Origin of the sequence: Paenibacillus sp. PvR098 (genome assembly GCF_017833255.1) — a bacterium.
Lineage (GTDB): Bacteria > Bacillota > Bacilli > Paenibacillales > NBRC-103111 > Paenibacillus_G.
Map to the genome: position 1 here is coordinate 1,867,058 of NZ_JAFIBU010000001.1, position 23,319 is coordinate 1,890,376.

25 protein-coding genes are annotated in these 23,319 nt (G+C 49.8%); 8 read left to right on the forward strand and 17 right to left on the reverse strand.

What is annotated here, in order from left to right:
• Window positions 1-41 precede the first annotated feature (41 nt).
• Genes JOE45_RS09365 through JOE45_RS09375 form a run of 3 tightly spaced genes read right to left on the reverse strand, consistent with a single transcriptional unit; the run spans window position 42 to window position 3,362 of the window.
• Window positions 42-1,196, reverse strand: a complete 1,155-nt coding sequence (locus JOE45_RS09365) for an NAD(P)-binding domain-containing protein (protein WP_210020452.1) — start codon at window positions 1,194-1,196, stop codon at window positions 42-44.
• 46 nt (window positions 1,197-1,242) lie between these two features.
• Window positions 1,243-2,202 (reverse strand): D-2-hydroxyacid dehydrogenase, encoded by a 960-nt coding sequence (locus JOE45_RS09370; RefSeq protein WP_210020451.1) that lies wholly within the window; start codon window positions 2,200-2,202, stop codon window positions 1,243-1,245.
• Complete coding sequence (locus JOE45_RS09375; RefSeq protein ID WP_210020450.1) at window positions 2,199-3,362, reverse strand: glycerate kinase family protein; 1,164 nt, start codon at window positions 3,360-3,362, stop codon at window positions 2,199-2,201. Before JOE45_RS09375 ends, JOE45_RS09370 begins: the two co-directional genes overlap by 4 nt.
• 148 nt (window positions 3,363-3,510) lie before the next feature.
• Between JOE45_RS09375 and JOE45_RS09380 the strand changes: the two genes are divergently transcribed.
• The gene (locus tag JOE45_RS09380; RefSeq protein WP_210020449.1) at window positions 3,511-4,635 is read left to right on the forward strand and encodes a CdaR family transcriptional regulator; all 1,125 of its coding nucleotides are present in this window, start codon (window positions 3,511-3,513) and stop codon (window positions 4,633-4,635) included.
• 268 nt (window positions 4,636-4,903) lie between these two features.
• Here JOE45_RS09380 and JOE45_RS09385 read toward each other — a convergent pair whose 3' ends face one another.
• A complete protein-coding gene (locus JOE45_RS09385; protein WP_210020448.1) occupies window positions 4,904-6,073 on the reverse strand; it encodes a DUF445 domain-containing protein in 1,170 nt (389 codons plus the stop codon).
• A gap of 150 nt (window positions 6,074-6,223) precedes the next feature.
• Here JOE45_RS09385 and JOE45_RS09390 point away from each other — a divergent pair, with 150 nt between their 5' ends.
• The 5 genes from JOE45_RS09390 to JOE45_RS09410 all read left to right on the forward strand — a co-directional run bounded on the left by JOE45_RS09390 (window position 6,224) and on the right by JOE45_RS09410 (window position 12,896).
• On the forward strand, window positions 6,224-7,597 hold the full coding sequence (locus JOE45_RS09390) for a YheC/YheD family endospore coat-associated protein (protein ID WP_210020447.1): 1,374 nt from the start codon (window positions 6,224-6,226) through the stop codon (window positions 7,595-7,597).
• Window positions 7,598-7,658: 61 nt separating this feature from the next.
• The gene (locus JOE45_RS09395) at window positions 7,659-8,810 is read left to right on the forward strand and encodes a YheC/YheD family endospore coat-associated protein (protein WP_245246828.1); all 1,152 of its coding nucleotides are present in this window, start codon (window positions 7,659-7,661) and stop codon (window positions 8,808-8,810) included.
• 419 nt (window positions 8,811-9,229) lie between these two features.
• Window positions 9,230-10,597, forward strand: a complete 1,368-nt coding sequence (locus JOE45_RS09400) for a YheC/YheD family endospore coat-associated protein (protein WP_210020446.1) — start codon at window positions 9,230-9,232, stop codon at window positions 10,595-10,597.
• Window positions 10,598-11,782, forward strand: a complete 1,185-nt coding sequence (locus JOE45_RS09405; protein ID WP_210020445.1) for a YheC/YheD family endospore coat-associated protein — start codon at window positions 10,598-10,600, stop codon at window positions 11,780-11,782.
• Window positions 11,783-11,789: 7 nt separating this feature from the next.
• Complete coding sequence (locus tag JOE45_RS09410) at window positions 11,790-12,896, forward strand: YheC/YheD family endospore coat-associated protein (RefSeq protein ID WP_210020444.1); 1,107 nt, start codon at window positions 11,790-11,792, stop codon at window positions 12,894-12,896.
• 63 nt (window positions 12,897-12,959) lie between these two features.
• On the opposite strand, the gene JOE45_RS09415 is transcribed toward JOE45_RS09410, so the two are convergent.
• The 4 genes from JOE45_RS09415 to JOE45_RS24175 all read right to left on the reverse strand — a co-directional run bounded on the left by JOE45_RS09415 (window position 12,960) and on the right by JOE45_RS24175 (window position 14,917).
• Window positions 12,960-13,613, reverse strand: coding sequence for an HAD family hydrolase (locus JOE45_RS09415; protein WP_210023348.1), 654 nt, complete (start codon window positions 13,611-13,613; stop codon window positions 12,960-12,962).
• Between the two features lie 118 nt (window positions 13,614-13,731).
• Window positions 13,732-14,031 (reverse strand): Ger(x)C family spore germination C-terminal domain-containing protein, encoded by a 300-nt coding sequence (locus tag JOE45_RS09420; RefSeq protein ID WP_348632594.1) that lies wholly within the window; start codon window positions 14,029-14,031, stop codon window positions 13,732-13,734.
• A gap of 219 nt (window positions 14,032-14,250) precedes the next feature.
• A complete protein-coding gene (locus JOE45_RS09425) occupies window positions 14,251-14,649 on the reverse strand; it encodes a Ger(x)C family spore germination protein (protein ID WP_210020442.1) in 399 nt (132 codons plus the stop codon).
• Between the two features lie 19 nt (window positions 14,650-14,668).
• The gene (locus JOE45_RS24175; RefSeq protein ID WP_461479567.1) at window positions 14,669-14,917 is read right to left on the reverse strand and encodes a spore germination protein; all 249 of its coding nucleotides are present in this window, start codon (window positions 14,915-14,917) and stop codon (window positions 14,669-14,671) included.
• Between JOE45_RS24175 and JOE45_RS09435 the strand changes: the two genes are divergently transcribed.
• Window positions 14,813-15,307 (forward strand): Ger(x)C family spore germination C-terminal domain-containing protein, encoded by a 495-nt coding sequence (locus tag JOE45_RS09435; RefSeq protein ID WP_210020441.1) that lies wholly within the window; start codon window positions 14,813-14,815, stop codon window positions 15,305-15,307. The two genes, JOE45_RS24175 and JOE45_RS09435, sit on opposite strands and share 105 nt — an antisense overlap.
• 22 nt (window positions 15,308-15,329) lie before the next feature.
• A complete protein-coding gene (locus JOE45_RS09440; RefSeq protein ID WP_210020440.1) occupies window positions 15,330-15,494 on the forward strand; it encodes a CLC_0170 family protein in 165 nt (54 codons plus the stop codon).
• Between the two features lie 104 nt (window positions 15,495-15,598).
• On the opposite strand, the gene JOE45_RS09445 is transcribed toward JOE45_RS09440, so the two are convergent.
• From JOE45_RS09445 to JOE45_RS09485, 9 genes are all read right to left on the reverse strand, one after another.
• The gene (locus JOE45_RS09445; RefSeq protein WP_210020439.1) at window positions 15,599-16,387 is read right to left on the reverse strand and encodes a class I SAM-dependent methyltransferase; all 789 of its coding nucleotides are present in this window, start codon (window positions 16,385-16,387) and stop codon (window positions 15,599-15,601) included.
• A 225-nt stretch (window positions 16,388-16,612) separates the two neighbouring features.
• A complete protein-coding gene (locus tag JOE45_RS09450; protein WP_210020438.1) occupies window positions 16,613-17,182 on the reverse strand; it encodes a manganese catalase family protein in 570 nt (189 codons plus the stop codon).
• Between the two features lie 29 nt (window positions 17,183-17,211).
• A complete protein-coding gene (locus JOE45_RS09455; protein WP_210020437.1) occupies window positions 17,212-17,475 on the reverse strand; it encodes a spore coat protein CotJB in 264 nt (87 codons plus the stop codon).
• A 23-nt stretch (window positions 17,476-17,498) separates the two neighbouring features.
• Window positions 17,499-17,702 carry a spore coat associated protein CotJA gene (locus tag JOE45_RS09460; RefSeq protein ID WP_210020436.1) on the reverse strand — a complete coding sequence of 68 codons (204 nt, stop codon included), beginning with the start codon at window positions 17,700-17,702 and terminating at the stop codon, window positions 17,499-17,501.
• Window positions 17,703-17,822: 120 nt separating this feature from the next.
• The gene (locus JOE45_RS09465) at window positions 17,823-18,707 is read right to left on the reverse strand and encodes a YitT family protein (RefSeq protein ID WP_210020435.1); all 885 of its coding nucleotides are present in this window, start codon (window positions 18,705-18,707) and stop codon (window positions 17,823-17,825) included.
• Between the two features lie 40 nt (window positions 18,708-18,747).
• Window positions 18,748-19,797 carry a sporulation integral membrane protein YtvI gene (ytvI, locus tag JOE45_RS09470; protein ID WP_210020434.1) on the reverse strand — a complete coding sequence of 350 codons (1,050 nt, stop codon included), beginning with the start codon at window positions 19,795-19,797 and terminating at the stop codon, window positions 18,748-18,750.
• Window positions 19,798-19,968: 171 nt separating this feature from the next.
• Complete coding sequence (gene yfkAB / locus JOE45_RS09475) at window positions 19,969-21,111, reverse strand: radical SAM/CxCxxxxC motif protein YfkAB (protein WP_210020433.1); 1,143 nt, start codon at window positions 21,109-21,111, stop codon at window positions 19,969-19,971.
• Window positions 21,112-21,246: 135 nt separating this feature from the next.
• The gene (locus tag JOE45_RS09480; protein ID WP_210020432.1) at window positions 21,247-22,371 is read right to left on the reverse strand and encodes an HD-GYP domain-containing protein; all 1,125 of its coding nucleotides are present in this window, start codon (window positions 22,369-22,371) and stop codon (window positions 21,247-21,249) included.
• Between the two features lie 119 nt (window positions 22,372-22,490).
• Entirely contained in the window at window positions 22,491-23,297 is an 807-nt protein-coding gene (locus tag JOE45_RS09485; RefSeq protein WP_210020431.1) for an undecaprenyl-diphosphate phosphatase, read from the reverse strand.
• Window positions 23,298-23,319: the final 22 nt, after the last annotated feature.

A 23,319-nucleotide genomic window follows, 5' to 3' on the forward strand; every position in this document is an offset into this window, starting at 1 on the left:
AGCGCCCCTCCATCAGAGGGGCGTTTCCGAAAATTCTTACCTTAATACAAATGACCCTTGACCAAATCCCATTCATGAATCTCGTAGCTTCTGGCTCCCGAAGCAATATAAGGATCCCGCTCCACCCAAGATTTCACTTCTTCTTCGCTTTGCGCAATATAAACGACCAAGCCTCCCGCACCATCCATAAACCGGCCGTTCGCAAAGAGTCTGCCCGCGTTGCGCTGCTCCTCCAGAAACGCCAAATGCTCAGGACGATAGGTCTGGCTCTTCTCCGCATCCTTCATAGGAAGGAATACGGCAAAATACTTCCGCTCCATCTTCACTTCCGCGCGTTCCTTCGTGTATAAATACATGGCCGACATATCTTTATCGCCGAAGCCTCCGGCCTTCGCGGAAGCGAGCATCGTCCCGGCATAAGTACTGAGCGGGATGGGGGTCCCGCTGCCCTGAGCCATCGTTTCAAGCAAAGTCATGTCTTTATGCAGTAAATTCAGTGCAAAGCCCGGCTCGAATTCATCCTTCTTCACAAATTGCGTGTAATGACGGTCATATATCCGGCTCTGAGCAAAGCTGGAGCTTAAAATTTGATGCAGCGTCTCTTGGGATACTCCCATCGCTTCTCCGAGTACCATCGCTTCGCTCGCGGACTGGGTATGTACTCCGACCATAAGCTGATTGATCAGCTTCACCACGTTACCGCTTCCTGTCGCGCCCACGTGGTATATGTTCTTGCCGACAACCTCCAGAATGGGCAGAACCTTGTCAAAGACAGCCTTCTCTCCGCCTACCATCACGGACAGCGTACCCTGCTCGGCTCCTACGGTTCCTCCGCTCACAGGAGCATCCAAGAAGGACATCCCTGCTTCTTCCGCGCCAGCTGCAATCTTCCGGTTCAAGTCAGGGGATACCGTGCTAAAGTCGATCAGGATCAATCCCTTACGCCCGTTTGAAATAATACCATCTTCACCTAAGAATACTTTTTCCACATCGACGGGCATAGGCAGGCAGGTCATCAGCACATCCACTTCTTGAGCCAATTCAGATATGGAGCGTCCCGCTTTTCCGCCGGCACTCACGAAAGCGCCTTCTTTCGCCTTGCTTCGATTGACGCCAAATACTTCGTAACCGGCCTTCACCAAATTCCGAGCCATCGGGAGCCCCATATTGCCAAGTCCGACAAAAGCTAGTTTCATGATCAGTTCCTCCTCGAAAAAAGATTGAATGAGTACTTTTACACTTTTAGTGATTCACCACGTTTACCGTTCTGCCTTCAAGGAAAGCTTGTACATTGCCTACAGCCGTTTCCATTAACCGGGCTCTTGCGTCTTTCGTTGCCCAAGCCATATGGGGTGTGATGATGCAGTTTTGGGCCCCTAACAACGGATTATCCTGAGTCGGCGGTTCAACGGAAAGCACATCAAGAGCTGCACCGGCAAGTCGCCCTTCATTCAGCGCTTCCGCCAAATCCTTCTCATCAATTAAAGGCCCTCGAGAGGTGTTGATCAGGAAAGCCGAAGGCTTCATTCGGGAGATTCGCTCCGCGTTAATGAGCTTCTCCGTGGAAGGAGTCAGTGGACAATGCAGACTGACAACATCGGACTGCTCCAAGAGCTCACTGAGTTCAACCCACTCGACTCCATCCACCTTCGGAGGTGTGCTTCTGCCGCTGCCGACAGCAATCACCCGCAAGTCGAAGGCTTGGGCAATCCGGGCCGTCTGGGTACCAATGCGCCCAAGCCCGATCAAGCCGAGTGTCTTGCCGGCCAACTCAACTTGCGGCGAACGGGTGAAGCAAAAGTCCATGCTGCGCGACCATTCCCCTTCATGGACGGCATCGCTATGCCACTGGGTCCTGTGGCACAGCTCCAAGAGCAGAGCAAATACAAATTGCGCAACGGAGTTCGTTCCGTATGCAGGGATATTCGTTACAGGAATTCCCCGTTCCTTGGCCGCTTGAATATCCACTACGTTATATCCGGTAGCTAGGATACCGATGTAACGCAGCTTCGGAAGCTGCGAGAGCATATTAGCAGAGAGCGGCGTCTTATTCGTAAGCACAATCTCCGCATCTGCTGCTCGTTGGATGATCTCCTCTGAAGCGGTGCGATCATAAATGACCGTTTCTCCGATTTCCTCCAGACCCTTCCAATCCAAATCACCCGGATTCAAGGTATAGCCGTCTAACACAACGATTCTCATGAACGTGCAATTCCTCCTTTCATTCTGTGCGAAGCCTTATAGAGCAAGCGGGCGACATTAAGCGTGCACTGAAACAAATTATTCTCGGCATCCTCCATACACTCATCCAGCGTGGAAGGGCCTCGTACGACAGAAAAGCAGCCGGCAAAGAAAGGAGCAAGCTTTTCGCTGCCCTCTCCGAGACCACCTGAGATGAGAATGGCCTCTTTGCCCGCTTCTGCAGCCAATTGCGCTACATGGTAAGGAAGCTTGCCGAACAACGTCTGTCCGTCGCTGCGGCCTTCCCCGGTTATTACCCAATCCGCATCCTCGATCCGCAGCTTCAAATCAGACATTTCCTCCACCAACTGAGCGCCGGGAACCATATTCGCTCCTAAAGCCAACAGAGCAAAGCCAAGTCCTCCAGCCGCCCCGGCTCCCGGCAGTTCCCGCAGGCTGCGAGACAGTTGTCCCTCCAGTAGATCGGCGTATGACTTCATGTCCTTATCCAATTGTACCACAAGCTCGGGGGTGGCTCCCTTTTGCGGTCCGAAGATGTAAGAAGCCCCCTCCAGCCCGAGCAGCGGATTGGTCACATCGCTGGCAATCGTAATCCGGCACTCCCCAAGACGCGGGTCCAAGCCTTTCAAATCCGCTTCGACAAGCTGTCCAAGCTCCCTGCCGAAGCCTTCCGCAATTCGTCCTTTCTTACTGGAAAAGCGGGCTCCCAGAGCGCTAAGCAGTCCCAGTCCTCCATCGTTGGTCGAACTTCCGCCAAGGCCGATGATCAAACGCCGGTAACCCTGATCCAGAGCGCTGCGAATGATTTCCCCCAATCCTCTGGTGGATGTGTGTAGAGGATTTCGGTGCTCCTTCGGCACCATAGGGAGCCCGATGACATTAGCCGCTTCGATGACGGCAGTTGGCTCGCCCCGGTCCACAATGACACCAAAATACGTGTCCACAAGCTCACCCCTCGGTCCAGCGGCTTGGACCTGGAACACACTGCCCCCGGTTGCTTTGACCAAAGCATCAACCGTGCCCTCTCCTCCATCCGCCATTGGAATGACGTTCACCTCAGCTGATGGAATTTCCTGAAGCAGAGCCCGCGCCATGGTATCACCCACCTGTACAGCCGTTAAGCTCCCTTTGAAGGAATCTGGTGCGATTACAAATTTCATAAAGCATCCTCCCTCCTATCCGTTGTTATGCTTAGCATACATCAAAACGTAATCGCTTTCTTTATTTCTTTTAACTATAATTTGAATTTTTATATTACTCAAGTTTAGTTATACTATACAATATGATAAGACTAGAGGAGGGCTGTTTATGCTGACCCCGGAATTGGCCGGTGAGATCGTCCAGGAAACGATGGAACGTCTTGACCGCAACATAAACATTATGGACTTGACGGGTACGATCATCGCTAGTGGAGATGCCGGGCGTCTCGGGCAATATCATGAGGCCGCTGTGGAAGCGATGCGGCAAAACAAGGAGCTAATCGTCGATGAGCAGCACGTACCCCAATGGAACGGGGCGCAAGTTGGGATCAATCTGCCTGTACATTATAATGGTCGGGTGGTAGGGGCAATCGGTATTACGGGTTCTCCTCATGAAGTGAAGCCCTTTGGCCATCTGGTCAAAATGACAACCGAGCTCATGATTCGGCAAAATCACCTAAAACTGCAGGATGATTGGAAGCAGATGACCGTCGATTTGATTATCGAAGAGCTGCTTCAATCCTCCGTACCGGATTTACCGATGGTTGATCAAAGACTGGAGGCGCTTCGCTGCCGCTTCACCCCTCCATTTCAGGTCGCTGCAGCCGCTTATAACCAGCCACCCGAAAATAAAGGAAATGAGGGACTTCTTGCCAAAGTTCAGCGACTGTTTCATTCGGACAAGGCGCTGATCAGTCAATACCGTCCGCAGAAGCTGCTCATCCTATTCTATGAAATTCCCTCGGAAGGCATCGACCGCAAGCTTGCAAAGTTAACGGAACTATTACAACGAGATACCTTGAAACATACGATTGGAGTAGGTTCTCCCGTAACGTCCCGCGAAGCGATACGTCTTGGATTTACCGAAGCGGATCTCGCCCTCCGTATGGGAGAATCCGAGGCCTGCCGCCTTATACGCTTTGACACTGTAGAAGCGAAAGCTTTGGTTCATGAAATTCCCATGGAACACCGTAACCGCTTGCTAACCAAATTTTTGCCATATTTAAACGACAAAATGCGCGAAACGCTGCAAGTGTTTTTCAACTGCAGTCTGAATATCGCAAGCTCCTCCAAAGCTTTGGATATCCACCGCAACACAATGATTTACCGTTTGGAGCAAATCAAAGCATTAACTGGCTATGATCCCCAAAGCTTTCAGGATGCCGTTCTTCTGCAGTTTGTGCTGTGGTTTGATTCCCAGCACAATAAAAGTGAAACGCAGGGTTTATTGTAATACCTAGCCAATCGGTTCAATGAAACGCCCGCCGCAAGTCTTTCATGATCGTACCGACACGGCGCTCGTTTTCAAAGGGCTGGGGCAGCGATGAATTCAATGGGTTATTAAAACCTTTTTCATATATGATGCAACAATGAATAAAAAGGATCAGTCCGCAGTTGCGGCATGATCCTTTTTGCAAACCTTTCATATGAGATAAAGTGAAAGGTAGTTGAAAAATGAGTTTACTATAATGGCTCATCTGGTCTGAAACTGCTGGCCTCCTCTATGAATAAAACCACGGGACTACCAGCGACTGGATCAACCCGATTATACCTCCAAGCAGAACTCCCAGCCAAGTAATGGCACGGAATTCTTTACCCGACACGCTCAGTATGATTTCCTCCACCCACTCGATCGGAAACTGCGCAACCTGCTCTTCGACGATCTTCGGCAGCTCGATCCCTTGCATGATACGCTCCACATTGTTTGCGAGCAAAGTAAGCGCACGATCTGCTGCCTGAGGAGTGTAATCCAACAGCGTGTCACGGTAACGGGCGAGCGCCTCATCCAAGCGAACCTCACCTAGTTTATGCAGCCACTCCTCAAAATGGAGCATCAATTGGGCTTGTTCTTTTAGATAAGGCAGGCTTTCCTCTTTCGCTATCGATTCGAGCAGAATGGACAAGCTCATCCCTTCGAATTGCTGTACTTTTTTACGGATAAAATTACCGATCGCGAGCCGTACATTGACAGAATCCAGCTGCTCAAGAAGGGCGGTCCGGATTTTCTCAACGGTCTTTGCTTCATCCATAAACATGCCGGCAAGGGCACCGAGAAAGCCCCCCGTCTGACCCATAAATTGATTCGTCATTTGGCGCAGCATACGATCCCCGTTCGGTGACATCATTTCCTTCTTGATCTCATCGATCAGTTGTTCTACTCCCCAATCCACGAAGCGCTCTCGTTTCTCCTCCGACCAGTCCGGAAGAAGTGCTGCCAGCTTGACATCACCAAAGCCCTTATCCCGCCAGAGCCATTCGATCCCACGGCCCGTTCGCTCCCTCAGCCAGCCAGCGAGCTGTAATACCATATCATCCGCCTTTTCGGGAGTTACCCATCTTAGGATCAATTCGCGCACCGTTATCTCTCGTGACGTCCAATCTGTCACTATACGGCGAAGCGTCTGTTCTAGGCGGTCTTTGGTTTCAGCCCTTTGCAGCATCTGTGAGAGACCTCGAGCGGTGACCAAATAATCTCCGACCACTTTACCGAGCGAGCCGCCGATCTCACCCTTCCGTTTCGGAATGAGACCCGGAGTGAACGGTACTCTTCTCCCGAAGAGACGCCATTCATGCCGGGGATGAAACAGCATTTTGATAGCCAGGTGGTTGGTAACCCCTCCAACAAAGCCGGCCACCATGATATTGACTAAAATAAACCAAAAGTACGACATTCAGCAAAGTTCACATCCTTTTGAAAGTAGAGGCTCTTTCCCATTCACCAAGGTTAAAAAGCCCTCATATGATGAAGTAGTTCGTTTCTTAATGTTCCAAGCATGCTGAGGCATGCCGTACGGCAAGCCCTTGCTGGGAAGGAGTTCCGCATGAAAAGAACAAAGGTCAGGATTCAAATACAAAGCCCCGTCGGTTCCTCGGACGGCTCCGTTCTAATGCTCAGTGATGCGGTCGTAAAGAAGTGGAAAATCCCGCTTCACACCGATCTGAATTTGCGTTTTGGAGCCAGCCGGCAGGACGTAAAGATCGAAACTACGTCACAAACCGGCATGCTTCGCATTAGCGGAGCCATCGCCGCCCAATGGGGCCTCTCGCAGGGTGACCAGTTGTGTCTGCAGTACAAATCCGGAACCCGTACGATTCACATCGGACCGCTAATCGGCGTGATGGTCAGCCGTGTCCATACCACCTCGTCCGACAAACTGTTTGGGGCAAACACTGGATTCTGTCGAGAGCTGTCGGATGCGTGCAGGCTTTATGGCGCAGCGGTGTTCTTTTGCACGCCGGAAGACCTTCACAGCCAGAGCGATTCGGTCCTGGGATGGCGCTTTACGGGAAGTGGAAAATGGGAGGAGCTCAGCTTCCCGATTCCGAATGTCCTTTACAACCGGCTTACCTCACGCAAGCTGGAAAACCGGCCGAACGTACAGCATTTCATAGGCCAGGTCAAAACCCGTTATAACACGGTCATGTTCAATGAAAGATATTTGAACAAAACGGAAGTATTCGACGCGCTTCGCAAGGAAAGCGGGCTGCATCTTTATCTACCGGAATCGTATTTACTTCGGAATTTTCAAATGCTGAAGTCCATGTGCGCGAAGCATCAAACGGTATTTCTCAAGCCCATTTCAGGAAGCCTTGGTAAAGGAATCATCCGAATACGCAAACAGCCGGACGGAACGTACATTTGTCATTTTACCAATCTGAACGGCGCACGTAAACAATCGTTTTCGACATTAAGCCGGGTGTTTAGCGCCATATCCGGTAAAGTGAATTCTCAACGCTACCAAATCCAGCAAGGACTAGACCTTCTGGCGGCGAGCGGGCGTCCAATCGATTTTCGCGCTTTAGTGCAGCGCGGCGAAACCGGAAAATGGGCTGTTACCTCCATTGTAGCCAGAATTGCCGGGAATCATCATTTTGTTTCCAACTTAGCACGAGGCGGTACTTTGAGCACCGTAAAAGAAGCGTTGGCCCGCTCCGGCACTACCGCCGCATCCGGAGGACTTTCGAAGCTTCGCCGGGCATCCATTCAAATCGCCAAGGGGATCGAAACCCAGGTGCCCGGACACTATGCCGAGCTCGGCATCGATCTCGCTATCGATTCCCAAGGCCGCGTATGGCTGATTGAAGTCAATTCGAAGCCATCGAAAGAAGACAATACGCCGCTGACGATGGTCAACAAAATCCGGCCTTCCGTGAAACAGCTCGTAAAATATGCACGCTACACGGCAAAGTTTTAAGTAAAGTCAGCCCTTGCTGCTTTCTATTCGGGGATCTCCCCAAGGATATGAGGTGACGCACATGATGATCTCCGGCTTCAAAAAGACCATCAACCATTCGGTAGGCATCATGACCACGCAAGCCGATGGGGACCCACCGTTTCACAATCGCGGCTTCTACCGCAGCTTGTGTGTGCTGGGCAGCCGGAGCGGTTTGATGGTATTCGTATTTACTCCGCTTGACGTCGATTGGAGCCGAAAGCAAGTGACAGGGTATGCTTATGATCCTGACCTCAAGCAATGGACGCGCCGGTCTTTCCCACTGCCATCCATCGTGTACGACCGGTGTTTTTTCACGGCACGTCATCAATACACCGAGTATCGAACAGCACTCCTTCGTCTAAAAAAGCACCCGTCCGTTCGCCTACTTGGCTTCGGTTTGAAAAACAAATGGACCGTTCAGCAGCTTCTGCAGCAGGATGGTCGGTTCTCCATGTATCTGCCGCAAACTGAACCTCTGCTCCAGATGCGAATGCTGCTGGACTGGATTCAGAATCGCCAGGAGGTGATCCTGAAGCCGCAGGGAGGTTCGCAAGGACGTGGCGTACTGCTCGTGCGGTGCGGCGGATCGCCCCAAGCAGCCGGCACGGTAAACGCCGCGGGGGCAGCATTTACCGTGCGCGGGCGCGATGGGCGTAACCGCGCCTTCGCGCGCACCTTCGCAGACGCAGCTGAACTGCTAAGATGGCTGCGCCGCTTCGTAGCACGGCGCAGCTACTTACTGCAGCAGTATCTACCGCTGCAGACGAAGAATGGAGACGCGTATGACATACGCGTACTGGTGCAAAAGAACGGCGAAGGCCGCTGGCAATTGACCGGCATGGCCGTTCGCCGGGGTCAGAACGGCAGCCTGACCTCGAACCTCCATGGCGGGGGTGCCGTGGAGCGCGCCCGACCATTTCTTGCCCGAGAGTTCGGTCAGGAAGGCGCAAACGAGCTTCTAAACAAGCTGACGCATCTCTCAGAGGAGCTGCCGAACGCTTTGGAATCTTGTCACGGACGGCTAGTCGAGCTCGGCATAGACTATGGTATCGACAAATACGGAAATACTTGGATAATTGAGGTAAATTCCAAACCCGGCCGCTCCATCTTTACTCATTTACAAGATGATCAAGCCAAAATTGCCGCTTTAGCCAATCCGCTTCGGTACGCAAGGTTTATGCTGAGGCAGTAGGACGATAGCATGACGGAAAAGAGACAGAGTAAGCACAGGTAAGCGGCTTTGGCACTCGAACGCATCACTTACGGCAGCTACGGTATTCAGCATCTTTTGTCCGACATCACCGCCAGTTATTTCGCCTGAGCCGCGCCCTTCTCAAAGAACAAACCGACTTTGCCGCCGGCAAAGTTTCAATATATTCTCCCCCATGCATCCTTACGAAGCAAGTTTTGCCTGGGACAAAACTCAATGCATATCCTTACGAAGCAAGTTTTGCCTGGGACAAAACTCAATGCATATCCTTACGAATCAAGTTTTGCCTGCGGCAAAACTCAATGCATATCCTTACGAAGCAAGTTTTGCCTGCGGCAAAACTCAATGCATATCCTTACGAAGCAAGTTTTGCCTGCGGCAAAACTCTTAGGAGGTTCAACATGAGCTTGACAACTTGCACGATTCATGTCATTAAGCGGCAGGAACGGGTCGTTTACTTGACAAATGAATTGGCCAAAGCCCTAAAGTTGGCCAAAACAAGAAACGTGATCTTGAAGCTCGGCAGCAAGAGCCTCTCTTTACGACTCAAGCTGCTGAAGAAGAGCGGAAACCACCTCTACTTGCCATCGAATCTATATACCCAATTTCACATCCCTAGAAGCGGTACTACCCTCATCGTTTGCAATAACGGCAGAGAAATTCGACTCGGACCGCTCATCGGCATATTGACCAACGTTTCTCCCGGAAGCTCCGCTCCCTTCGGCTCGCGGACGGAATTCATCCGTCAATTCATGCAGGCCGGAAGGGACAAAGCGTTCTATTTCGGCTTCTCGCCGAAAGATGTCAACTGGTCGCAGCAGACGGTGACCGCGACCGTTCAGCGCAGCGATGGCGGCTGGGTCAGGAAGGTGCTGCCACTACCAGACGTGGTATATAACCGACTTCCGAGCCGCAAGGCCGAGAAACTCGTATCCATGAACGCCTTTAAGCATCGCTTCGTTCGGCAGGGCATCCCGTTGTTCAACTGGAGCTTTTTCGACAAATGGGATGTATACAATCTGCTTGAGAATACAGACGTTTTCAAACATGTACCCGAATCCCGTATTAATCCTTCTTCCATTCAGATTAAAGAGATGCTGGATAAGCACAGATTTATTTATCTCAAGCCTACCGCGGGAAGTCTCGGCATCGGGATTTACCGGTTGACGTATAACCCGAAGCGAGGGTATTACGCCCGTTTCCGGCGGGGAGACCGCAATGTGCTCCTCCGCTTCAGCAAATTCGAATCATTAATGTCTCTTTTATACCGCCAGAACCGTAGTTTGAACGGATATGTTGCCCAGCAGGGCATTCGGCTGATCGAAATCGACAGCTGCCCGATCGATTTCCGATTCCACATGACCAAGAACATTAATAACCAATGGGTCGTTGCCGCAATCGGAGCCAAGAAAGCCGGCAGAGGCAGTGTCACAACACACGTCCGCACCGGCGGCCAGCTGATGACACCGGAGCAGGTACTGAAGCAAGTATTAGGAGCACGGGCGGATGCCGTTTTAGTCAATGCCAAAGAGACGGCCATCAAGCTGGCGGAGGAGATCGAACGGAATTACCGCCACACGCTAGGCGAGCTCGGATTCGATATCGGTATCGATCATAATGATCACATATGGATGTTCGAAGCCAACTCCAAACCGGGACGCTCTATCTTTAAACACCAAGCGCTGAAGGAACAAGGAAGACGCTCTCTGCAGTACATCTTCGACTACTGCCTATTCCTGAGCCGGTTTCGGGTAAGGAGGGATTCTTGAGTGGATGTCATCGTTCAGCAGAAGCAGGAGCGGCCCACTCTGGCCATTCTCACTTACGCAGATGAAAAAAGAGTATTTCGCGGAAATCAGGACAATTTTGTTGATCTGATCCGAACCGGTGAGGAACGCGGGATGCACGTGTACGTCATGACGACCTCCGATTTCAAGCTTACCGGTAAACATGTCGTCGGCTATACGTACCAACAATCAACCAAGTCTTGGATCAAACAGCGGATGCCCCTCCCCCATGTCATATATAACCGAATTCCTTATCGCAAGTTCGAGCTTATTCCCGAGGTGCAACAGGTCATTCAGACCTGTTTGCGCCACGGACAGATCCACTTTTTCAATCCGGCCTTTTTTAACAAATGGAATTTGTTCGAATGGCTGAATAAATCACAGAAAACAAAGCCCTTCATTCCCGCAACGGAGCGTCTGTCCTCAAGCGAAGATCTCCACAATCTGCTTCAGACCTATCCCTTCCTTTACCTCAAACCCATCCGTGGTAAGGCGGGAAAAGGCATCATGAAGGTCAGCCGCATTATCGGCAGCTCAAAGAGCAAAACGTTTGAGCTCAGTATTCAGGATAAAACCAAAAGCCATATCTCCCGGTACACGACCGTCTCAGAGCTGTGGTCACAGGTTCAAGAGCTGATAAGTTCCCAAGATTATATCATACAGCAGGGAATCACCCTTTCAAGCTATAAGCAAAGACCTTTTGATCTTCGGGTGCTTGTGCAGAAAAACGGCCAGGGCAAGTGGACCGTATCCGGCATTGGCGCACGACTCGCGGGGAAGCTCAGCATCACGACCCATGTGCCGCGTGGCGGGTCAATCGACGATCCGGCAAAGCTGCTTGGTTCTTCGTTCGGTTCAAGCGGCAGCAAACGTATCATCAGCCGTGCTCGAAAGGCGTCCTTGATCATAGCCAAACAAATTGAAAAATCGAATGGGTATGTCCTCGGAGAAATGTCGATGGACCTTGGGGTGGATCAAGAAGGACACATTTGGTTTTTCGAGGCAAACTCCAAGCCGATGAAGTTCGATGAACCCCCCATCCGCAAAAAATCGCTTGAGAATTTGATCGACTATTCTATGTTCTTGTATAAATCAAAGCCTCATCGTATCATCAAAACGGTTTCGGCCGTTCCCAAAACCAGAAAGAAAGCCAAGGGAGGCAGGTGAAAGACGCTTGAGTTATCCATTTGGCGTATTAGCTATGTATTTGACAGGACACAGACTGGAGGAGCTTTCCTTTTTTCGTAAGCTGAGCTTAAGCGGACAGAAGCTCGGGCTGGAAGTATTGGTCTTCACACCGGACGATGTAGATAGAGCCAAGTCTCGGATTCACGCTTTGAAGTACAGCCCGACTGAGGGTAAATGGGTCCGCAAGTGGACCCGATTTCCGCCCATCATCTATGACCGCTGCCGCTATCATGGGGTAGATAATTTCCGCAAGCTGACAAGATTTCGCAAGCAATACAGTGCCCTGCGTTATTTAAGCCGGCCGCTCACCAACAAATGGTCGATGCATCAGCTGCTTGCCGAGAATACGAGCATTGAACCGCATCTGCCGGCAACCGTGAAATATGCGAATGTTAAGGAGCTCGGCCTGTTTCTCAGAAAACATCCGGTTGTCTTCATGAAACCGAAAAGCGGAACCGGCGGGCGAGGCATCGTCAGACTACAACACATCCGGGGCAGCGATGCATATCTGATGCAGGGACGCGACCCGAACCGGCGAATTCTGCCCGTGCAAAAAGTGACCTTGTCGCAAATTCCCGCGAAGCTCAGCGGTTGGAGACTTGAAGAGAAGTATATTATACAGCAAGGGATTACCCTTCGATTGAAGGACGGACGGGTTCACGACTTTCGCATGCTTGTGCAAAAAGACGGCAGCGGTGAATGGCAGGTCACCGGCTGTGCCGGACGAATCGGCCCTGCACGATCCATCACATCCAATCTCCATGGCGGGGGCACCGCCACTCCAATGGATACCCTGCTGAAGAGGCGTTTTGGCTCGGAAGAGATGGTGAGCGACATCAAAAAAAGCGCAAATGATCTCGGTTTAAACATAGTGAAGCACCTAGAAGATAAATTCGGGATGCTGTGTGAGGTTGGCATCGATCTGGCGGTTGATCCCAAAGGGCATGTCTGGCTGCTTGAAGTCAATCCAAAGCCATCTCGAGAGGTGTTCTACCGGATTGGGGAGATCGATACCTACCGGAAAGCCATCAAACGTCCACTTGAGTACGCACTTTGGCTGAACAAACAAAAAATCAGCGGTGTCACCCGCTGATTTTTTTAGTTATTTTATTCAGTTGGATAAGATAAGTTCCATGATATCCCTTTATCCATGCGTTTACGTTTGATCTGCCAGTTTCAGCAGCCCGCTGAAACCCGCGATCCGCACGTCAGCTTCGTCCAGCTCGCCTTCCTTTCGAAAGCCTGCATAATCGCAGCCGACGACGAACAAGTTATTGCCATGTCCAGCCTCCACATCCGAGGAGCGATCGCCTACCATCCAAGCAGATGCCACCTCATGCTTCTCCAGAAGCATCCTCACCAGATCTACCTTGGATCGGGTTTGAAACTCCCCAGCGCTGTACAGGCCGTCCGGCTTAAACAGCGGCTCCAGTCCTTGATACCGAATGACGCCCTTGACATAAGCCTCAAGCCCGTTGCTCGCGATAAAAAGCCGGATTCCCCGTCCGTGCAGCTCCTTAAGCGTGTCCGTCACTCCGTCATACAGCTTCCCTTCACCACGAGCCATCCCTTCAAGCTGCAGCTTCAGCAGCAGCTCGTCCGCCCTGCGGTGAACCGCGTGGTCTACATCGGGCATGACGATCTGCCATATGTGCTCCAGCAGCATCCCCAGCCCGCTGAGAATATGTTTCTCCGGCGGTGTTTCACCTTCATACAGCCCCTCCGCGCGCAGTCTGTCGAAAGTCCCATGGTAAGCCGGCAGCAGCAGCGTTTCCGTTTGAAACAAAGTCCCGTCCAGGTCGAAGATCATTGCCTCCGGCTTTTTAGTTGCAATCGCCAATTTGTTCTCCTCCCCTGTCCTTCAAACATGTCAAGTTCTATACAACCATGGTTTGCAAAGATTGTCAATCCTGCATTGTCCATTCCTTTTATTCCATTTCCATACCGGTTCTGCGCAATTTGACGTCGTAGGTAACCTTAATATCCGCTTTAGGAAAGTCCGTTTTCCAGTCGAGCTTGCGCCACATTTGGGGATGAAATGCCTTTACTTTCCTACCGATTCCCAGAATATCAACTTTGTACTCTTTTTGGAGCTTCCAAAGCATGGCCTTGGTTTCTTTCTCCAGATAGCTCTCGGCATCCTGCTCCAGTTGTTCTATTTCCTTCGGATCAGAGAAATTGGTATCAAACGTTTTGCCAAGCAAATCCCCTTCAAGCAAAATGTTAATCCGCGACTGAAGGTACCGTTTTTATAAACAAAGCGATCCTCCAAATCAATAAATTTCGTGCTGAAGGAGATCAGATCCTCCGGACGATTCCGGTAGGGGAACACAAGATAACCCCCATCCTTTTTTTCTCTCGTATATAGATCATTTTCCATGTTTCCTTATCGTCAAGTGTGCCGTTCATCCGATCATCCGATCCTCTCGTAACACGGCAATACCGCTTCACTTGATGTCGTTTTCATTTACCTCAAAATAATTCAGATATGGATGGCTGATGCTCGACGACAGATTAATGTAAAATTTCCCGAGGTTCATATCGGGGATTCGGCCGCTTTCATCCCCGGTCTCAATGAGTGACATCAAAAATACCGTAGTAGGAATCTGTTCGAGTTCGGGGCTGGCCCGCAGCAGGCCAGCCACTTCTCCTTTCACTACAACCGGCCATAGCAAACGGCGCAGCTGGGGATCCCGACGGAACGCATCTGTAACATCTTTTACTCCTTCTTTGGCGATCTCCTCACCAATGGCAATGATTCGCGTATGTCCATAAAAAAGCTGCTGATTTAAACGTTTTTGCATATTATTAAAAGCATCCACAACCGTTAGCCCGGTGGACGACATGACTTTGACCGCTTCTCCTTTACCGCCTCCTCCTCCTCTCCGGGCTATGATAAAACTGGGTAAACACAGCCGGTGTAATAAGGGCGAAAGGGGTTCCATCGCAGAGCACGATGACTTTGCCTTCAAGTAAATTGGCGGTCTTGCATTTTTTAAAGACGACAATTTGGTCGGCGTCACAAAGCCGCTCGAAATCGCATTTTTCATGGGAATCATCGGTTTCAAAGGAGGAGGCTACACCGCCTTTACTCCTTATCCCGATAATTCGCACACCATCATGTTTCGGGCAAACTACCGTTCGTCCAAAATCAAGGTGCAGCGGGTAAACGGTCGACCACATGCTGAGGTTTGGGTGCAAATCGAAGGGAATATCGAGGAAAAGTCGGATGAACATACACATTACATGAACAACAAAACGCTGCAATCGCTCGAAAAGGAAATTGCCAAGCTGTTGGAAGCGGGATACTTAGAGCTGATTGAGAAAACTCAAAAGGCAGGCACGGATATTTTTGGCTTCGGGGAGTATTTTCGAGCCAGAGAATCGGATTATTGGAACCGTGAAATCAAAACAAAACAAAACTGGCGGAATATTTACAAGGAACTGACCGTTGAGCTGCATGTCCAAATCAAAATCCGGAGAGTTGGAATAAAATCCCAATAATAGAGAAAAGGAGGAATGGCGGATGCATCAAGCTTACGTCGGATATTTTTTATATACTGAACTGCTATTTTTCTTATCCGGCATGATGCTGATCGGAGTGGATGCCAAAACGTATGCTGACGCCAAAAACATGAAGGAAAACCGCGCCGCACGGTTCTTGGGTGGTTCAATCTGGTCGCCGGGCTAGTAAGCGCGGCAGGCTACTATGTCTACTCCATGGATCTTGTAGGAAGACCGTTCCTTCCTGACCAAGTTGAACGATCTTCCCTCAGAACGCAAAAAACAATTGCTCTACACCATCGGCTTTCTCAGAACAACCATCCACTCATCAATCGTAATGGAGCTAATTTCCCCATTCTTCAATACCAATTCGCAGTATTCCTGTATATCCTTGTCCGCCTGAAGGATATGAGATTCCACCCGCTTCACCTGCACTTCCGATCTGGCAGTTCGTCGAACCCATGTAGGAAATTCGAACGTTTTCTTACGAATCCGTTGATTCAGAACATCCAGGCCTGCATTCTTCATCCAACCTGTCCATTGAACCTGGCTGCAGCAACGGACGTGGCTTTCATCCCTTAACATCTCTAATGTATTGATGAATGAATCCAAATGTAACGCTTCCGGAACCACATTATCAATAAGTAGAAACTTGCCGCCAGGCTTCAGGACTCGCGCCACTTCCCTGATAAATCTTACCGGGTCAGGAAAATGATGAGCGGCAATCCGGCAGGTCACGGAATCAAAAGAACCCTCCAAAAAAGGTAAATTCTCGGCATCGGCCACCATAAACCAAACATTGCGGCAGCCCACCCCTTTCAAATGATTCCGGGCTGCGGCTAGCATCTCCATCGTCAAATCAACAGCAAAAATATGCTCTACACGAGGGGAAAGCGCTTTCGAAACATGACCACCTCCGGTAGCTACGTCAAGCACATGCCAATCCGCCTGAGGCTCCAGCCACTCCACCAAAAGCGATAGGTCATCGGCTTTGGCATGTGAGTTACTGGATACATATTTTTCAGCATTTCTCGAAAACTGATCTTGTACCTTTTCTTTGGCCTGCTTCGGATCCATCATGACTTCTGTTCCCTCCTACTTCATGCAAGGATTAGACGGTTATTTCAACATGCCCAAAGCGCTGCATCTTCCCTTACGCATTGATGTCTATACTCTGTCTATACTCTAGCATACTTCTGTCCGGCATCCTAGCCATTGCTCACCAATAACTCCTCTTTCGAAAACAAAAGTAGGCGAAGTCCTTGGACTTCGCCGGGCGAGACGATACAAACGACAAACCTCCGATCAAAACACCTTCTTCGCGCTCTGATCCGCCTTCACAATCTCTACTGCTTCACGAAACCGCATGGAGTGGACGACTTCCCGCTCCCGTAAAAACTTGAGTCCGTCCTGCAAATCTACATCATCCGTCAAATCAATCAACCATTGATAGGTCGCACGAGCTTTTTCTTCGGCCGCTATATCTTCATACAGGTCCGCGATAGGATCACCTTTGGCTTGAATATAAGCCGCCGTCCACGGAACACCTTCAGCATTACTGTAGTACAGCGCCCGATCATGGCTGGCATAATGAGCGTCCAGTCCAGCCGCCTTCAGCTGATCCACCGTAGCATCTTTAGTCAATTTGTAAATCATGGTAGCGATCATCTCAAGATGAGCAAATTCTTCCGTGCCGATATCCGTCAGCAGACCGATGACTTTGTCCGGGATCGTGTAGCGTTGATTCAAATAACGGAGAGCCGCGGCGAGCTCGCCGTCCGCACCGCCATATTGCTCCAGCAAAAGCTTTGCCATTCTCGGATCACATTTACTAACCTTTACCGGATACTGCAGCTTCTTTTCATAGATCCACATGCCACTGCTCCTCTCCAGCAATCAATAGATTAAACTTGCCATGGCCAAGGGGTCTCGTTCCACTGCCACGGGTGCTTTGAATAGCTCTGCCCGTAATGCTTTAGAGGACCGAACTCCAGCTCAAAGCATCCGGCCAGATGCATTCTATGCTGCGCGCATTGATTGTACTGCTGGATGGCTTGAACGTCTTGCGGATGTGTATCCAGATAAAGTGTGAGCTCCACCAGCACGAAATCGATCGCCTGCAGTTCCTGCAGCATGGTGTAATAATGTTCCGGAAGCGGTTGTTGCATACCTATTCTCCTTCCTTCACGCTTCAACAATTTTTGGGTGAGTACGGACTAAAGAGCGCCGGCCAGAGCGTACCTCGCATCAGCGCCTCCATCGGTGGGTATTGGGGAAGATGCATTGGCTGATAATTGATATAGAGGTTTGGCGGGGTACTGTAGGTCTTCACCATAATCGGCGGACACGGATCCAGCGGACTGTGATACGGATACCAAGCTTTCTCTTGTTCCATGACGGATATGCCTCCTTATGCATTCTATCCTTATGTATACAGTGCCTCTTTGTCCATTATGATTAGATCTATCGATTCTACAGACGCAAAAAAAGACCGCCATCCAGACGGTCTTCCACACTAATGAATATCTTTCTTCTTGAATCGTCCGCCCTTCACATCGTGAATGTTGCCGACAGCAAGAAAAGCGGTCTGATCCAGCTCTTCTACGATGGATTTCAGCTTTGCTTCCTCCAGACGGTTGATCACGCAGAAGATCACACGTTTGGTGCCGCCTGTAAAGCCCCCTTCACCTTGTAAATAGGTAACGCCGCGGCCCAGACGGCTTATGATCGCGTCGCCGATTTCGCGGCTGTTTTCGCTGATGATCCAGACGGATTTGGATTCGTCAAAGCCTTCAATGGTAATATCGATCATTTTGAATGCAATATAGTAGGCAATTAACGAGTACATCGCCCGATCCCAACCAAAGACGAAGCCCGCGCTGCTGAGAATGAAAAGATTAAAGAACATCACGACTTCGCCTACGGAGAACGGTGTTTTTTTGCTGAACAGGATAGCCAAAATTTCAGTTCCGTCTAGCGAACCGCCAGAGCGGATGACCATGCCTACCCCGATGCCGAGAATGATACCTCCAAACACGGATGCGAGAAGCGGGTCAATCGTGAGCGGCTGAACCGGATGCAGCAGCCAAGTTCCGGCAGACATAAGGATTACCGCGTACAATGTGGATAAGGCAAAGGTTTTGCCAATTTGTTTATACCCGACAAATAAAAAAGGAATGTTGTATACCAGCAGAAAAATTCCGACCGGTATTGCCGACAAGTGCGAAGTAATGATGGAGATGCCTACAATACCTCCATCAATGATCCTATTAGGGACGAGAAAAATTTCAAGTCCAACGGATACGAGTCCGGCCCCAACGAAAATGAGAAGGGCACGGCGCACAAGTTTCGACACAGACAGTTTGGAGTGCTGCTTGACTTGCTGCAAGTCCGCTTGCATATAACTCTCCCCTTTTTATGAGTGAATGCTTGGGTTCAGGTCAGCCATCCAGCTTAATATTTATCTTGAGCAAGCCGACGCGCCGCATCGCTTGAAAAACAATCACCATGACTGGTCCCAGAATGAGTCCGACGACCCCGATCAATTGGAACCCGATATACATGCTGACGAGTGCTGCCAAAGCGTTAATCCCAATAGCATCTCCAATGATTTTCGGCTCGATCGTACGTCGGAAGATGACGATAACAATAAGTAATATAAGCAGACCGATTCCGAGCTGCGTGTTGCCGACAAGAAAACAATAGACAAGCCACGGTATAAGAACCGCGCTGACACCCAATATGGGAAGTATATCGACTATAATTATTAAGAGTGCGATCGCCAGCGGGTAATCGACTCTGAGAATGAGCAAACCTACAAGCGTCAATATGTACGTAAGCAAGCTGATCAATACTTGTGCGAACAAGAATCCGAGAATGGCACGGCGCAAATCGTTCAAGACTGATGATACTTTAGGCCTGGATTTGGTATCGAACAGGTTCAGGAACGATTCATACAGCTTGGGAAGGCTGAAAGAAATCAAATATAAACCGATGATAAACACTACGAAGAAAATGAACAAGCTTGGAATCGCCTTGGCCACTTCTAGGGAATAACCGTAAATCGTCAGCAGGATACCTTTCAAATCTTCCGCAATCGAGCCTACTCCGGATTCCATCCATTTCTCAACTTGCTCCGCCACCCCCGACGGCAGCGTCTGATACAATAATCCTGTTCTTGATGTCGTATCTTCAAAGAACAAGATCGCCTCATTCAAATAACCCGGCGCCCTCTTCAAAAATTGTATGAACTCCGATATGATTTTGAATCCAACCAAATAAAAAAAACCGAGCATGGCTCCCGTAAACAACGTACAGGCGAACGCCGCGGCAGGCAGACGTCCGATCCGTAAACCCTTCATTATCAACTGTACAAGCCTCTCCAAAAAGATGGCAACCAAAATGGCCAGCAAAAATGGAAACCCAGTCGTAAACAAACCGTACAAAAGGACAGCGCCTATGGCGCAAAACGCTATCGTTCGAAGTGACATGAACCGGGCTTCCTCCCCTACTCCTTATGCTGGTTTGAGTGAACGGCCGGTCATTCCTCGCCGTTCGCAGCTGCAACCGCTGAAGCGACATACGTAAAATCTCAGCCGCACGGCTTCCATTATTTCATGCAAGAATCCGTCGTGCTCCAGCCTCTTGCCTCGAGAGGCTCCCTAAATGACCGCGCGGCGCATCTTAAAATCAACATCCTTGTAATACGTATCGACAACAAGGAGATTAGGTCCGCAGCATGCTGCTGTAGGGCAATAACAGTTGACAGATCCGCTTAACGAATGCTCTTTCCACCTTGCGTACACCTGATCTAACCGATCCGTATGCATATTACCCAGTGCAGGCACGTCGGAAAAGTCTGTAACGAACACATCGCCAGTGAACAAATTCACATTAAGCCGATTACGCCCGTCCGGATCGTTGCGAACCGTCACATTCGGCTCGGAACGAAGCCGGTTAACGATGCTCAAATCTTCTTCATGACTGCTGCAGGCGTAGAATGGAAGTGTGCCGAAAAGCATCCACAACTCCTTGTCCCGATGATCGAGCAGCCGGTGGATCGCCTCACGCGTTTGCTCCAGCTTCAGTACCGGAAGTCCCGAGGCGAATGCACTTGGATACATGGGGTGAACTTCATGGCGGTTACAGCCCATCTCCCGAATCAATTGGTGAATTTCAGGCAGCTTCTCATGTGTGCGGTAGTTGATCATTGATTCTGCAGATACGAACATCCCGCCTTGGGATAGCGCAGCTGCATTGCTCATCATTCGATCATATAGTTTGACGGCCGTTTCTCTGGATACACGTCGATCCGTGCGTGCAAATCCGACTTCGTAGAAATCGTCTGCGCTTAAATAATTAAAGGAAATATGCATTACATCAAGATATGGCGCCATTAGCTCATACCTTGAAAGATCCAAAGTAACATTGGAATTGATCTGTGATCGGACTCCACGCTCCCGGGCATAGCGAAGGATCGGCACGATATATTCCCGGACGGTCTGTTCATGGTAGCTTGGCTCACCGCCGGTAATACTTATCGTCTGGAGATCTTCCACCTCATCCAACCGTTTTAGGATCGTACTCAACGGGATACGCGGGCCTTCTGTCATTGTCAGCGTTTCGCCCACTGCGCAGTGCTCACAGCGCATATTGCATAGATTAGTTACGGTAAGCTCAATGCTCGTAAGCCGATGTTCTCCGTGCAATCGTACGGAACGAATGGGATCCCAAGGATCGTACTCGGGTGTAATCGGCGTCAGCTCCACCTTCGGCATTGGACTAACGTTTAAACGTTCGGACATGTTGTTTTTCCACACCTGACTCTATATAAAGTAGTATAAACCTCTTAAAAAAATATATATTCTCCATTGTATCTCAATAAGAATGAAAAGAAAACCAAAAGCCCGAGAACCTTGGATTCGGTTTCGGGCTTTATTCTATGCGCGGGCTTTGCTGCCGCTATCGGGATCCAATGCCTTTTCATTCACGCCGACGACCATCACCGACAGTGCCTTCGATAAGTCGATTTCCGGTGTGTCCTTCAGCTCTTGGCCTTCAGCATCATATAAAAGTCGAACGACCGGTCGATGCGGCGCCTTGGAGTTGAGATCCACAACGACCCCTTTTTCCCCTGTATTCAGGGTAACGGTAATGCCGATCGGATAAATGGCGATTTTATCTCGGAACAACTCAACTTTTTGTGTTTCATACAAGGTCCCGGAGCCTGCAAAAATAATCTCTAAAGCCTGATGGGGAAGCATGGCATTCCGGTACACACGGTGTGTTGTCATCGCGTCATATGAATCTACAACTCCGATTAGCCGCGCATATTCATGTATTTCGGTTCCCTTCAGCCTCCGGGGGTATCCGCTGCCATCCATCCGTTCATGATGCTGTAAAGCGCAGTGCGCTGCAAGCAGCGGAATGTTGGGCTCGTCCTTCAAAAATTGAAAGCCGTATACGGTATGCTGTTTAATTAAATCAAATTCTTTATCAGTCAACGGCTCTTTTTTGCGAAGCAGTTCGAGCGGTATTTGTGTTTTTCCGATATCGTGCAGCAGCGCCCCAATGCCGAGCGTCATCAATTCATCACGCGTATAGTCATGAGCCATGCCGAGCATGGTAGAATAAATGCATACATTCAGGGAGTGCTGAAACAAATAGTCGTCCATTGCGCTAATATTGGTCAGCATAATCATGGAGTCTTTATGACTGGTCATATCATTCAAAATCATGTCCATGACACCGCGAAATGCCTTGCCTAACTGAAGACCGGTAATTGATGTGCGTTTGATCTGATCCCCCATCATTTGCCGGAAAGAGCTTCGTATTTCGGAGACGGCTCGAATTCGAGTCTCCTCAGAGATCGCATCCTTGACCGTGATGTCACGAGTTCTCGGGTCGTCGATGTATACAAAATCGACCCCGAGATCCGTCAGTCGTCGAATCATAGTTTGCGTCAATTCGACTTCTTCCATCAGCAGGGGAAGCCCCTCCGAATTATAAATTCTTTTTGCGAGCCGCATACCGGACTCTACCATGCTGATCGGGAGCAAGCGCATAGGACTATCCACATCTTCTTTCTAAAAAAAATAAGATGAAAAATTCATACTAATAACACTAGCGTATCGGATTCTATGAAAAAGAGCAATATTTTTTTTCAAAAATCGACAAATACATCTCACCGAAGAATAAAAAACCAAAACAAACCAGCAAGGATAAACCGATAGTATGCGAAATAAGTTAAGCTGAACTTTTGCACGAACTTAATGAACGTGACTACCGCTAACAGCGCAACGACGAAAGATACGACAAAGCCGACAGCGAAAAAGCCGATATCCGCAGAAGAGAAGCTTCCTGCGCTCTTCAGCATCTCATACCCTGTGGCCACCACCATCACGGGAATGGCGATTATGAACGTAAAGTCAGCAGCGGCACCCCGGCTTGCCCCGGCCAGCATAGCTCCGGCTATTGTCGATCCCGAACGGGAAAAGCCGGGCCAGAGCGCCACAATCTGCCATAAACCGATCATAAAGGCTTGCTTGTAGGTTAACTCATCCACATCACTTGCCGTAATAGCCGGCTGCTGCTTCTCGCCAATAATGAGCAGAATACCTCCCAGCACAAGACCGATCAGAACCGTTTGGGGCGAAAATAAATGCTCTTTAATGAAATCGCTCAATAAATATGCCACCGTCATTGCCGGAACAATCGCAAGCAATATGTGCAGCAAATTCATTCCTTTGCCTGCCGTAGGCCTCTCCCTGCCAAGTCCGAACAGCCTTAAGATTCGCTGCCAATACACGATAACTACCGCCAATATGGCACCAAGCTGAATAACGATTTCGAACGATTTTATCAATTCGTCGGTTTCCGGAATCCCAAGAAGAGTCCCAGTCAATATCATATGGCCTGTAGAGGAAATCGGCAAAAACTCGGTTAACCCTTCTACTATGCCTATGATTACCGCTACCCACCAATCGTACATAGGTCTACCACCTCTGAAACGG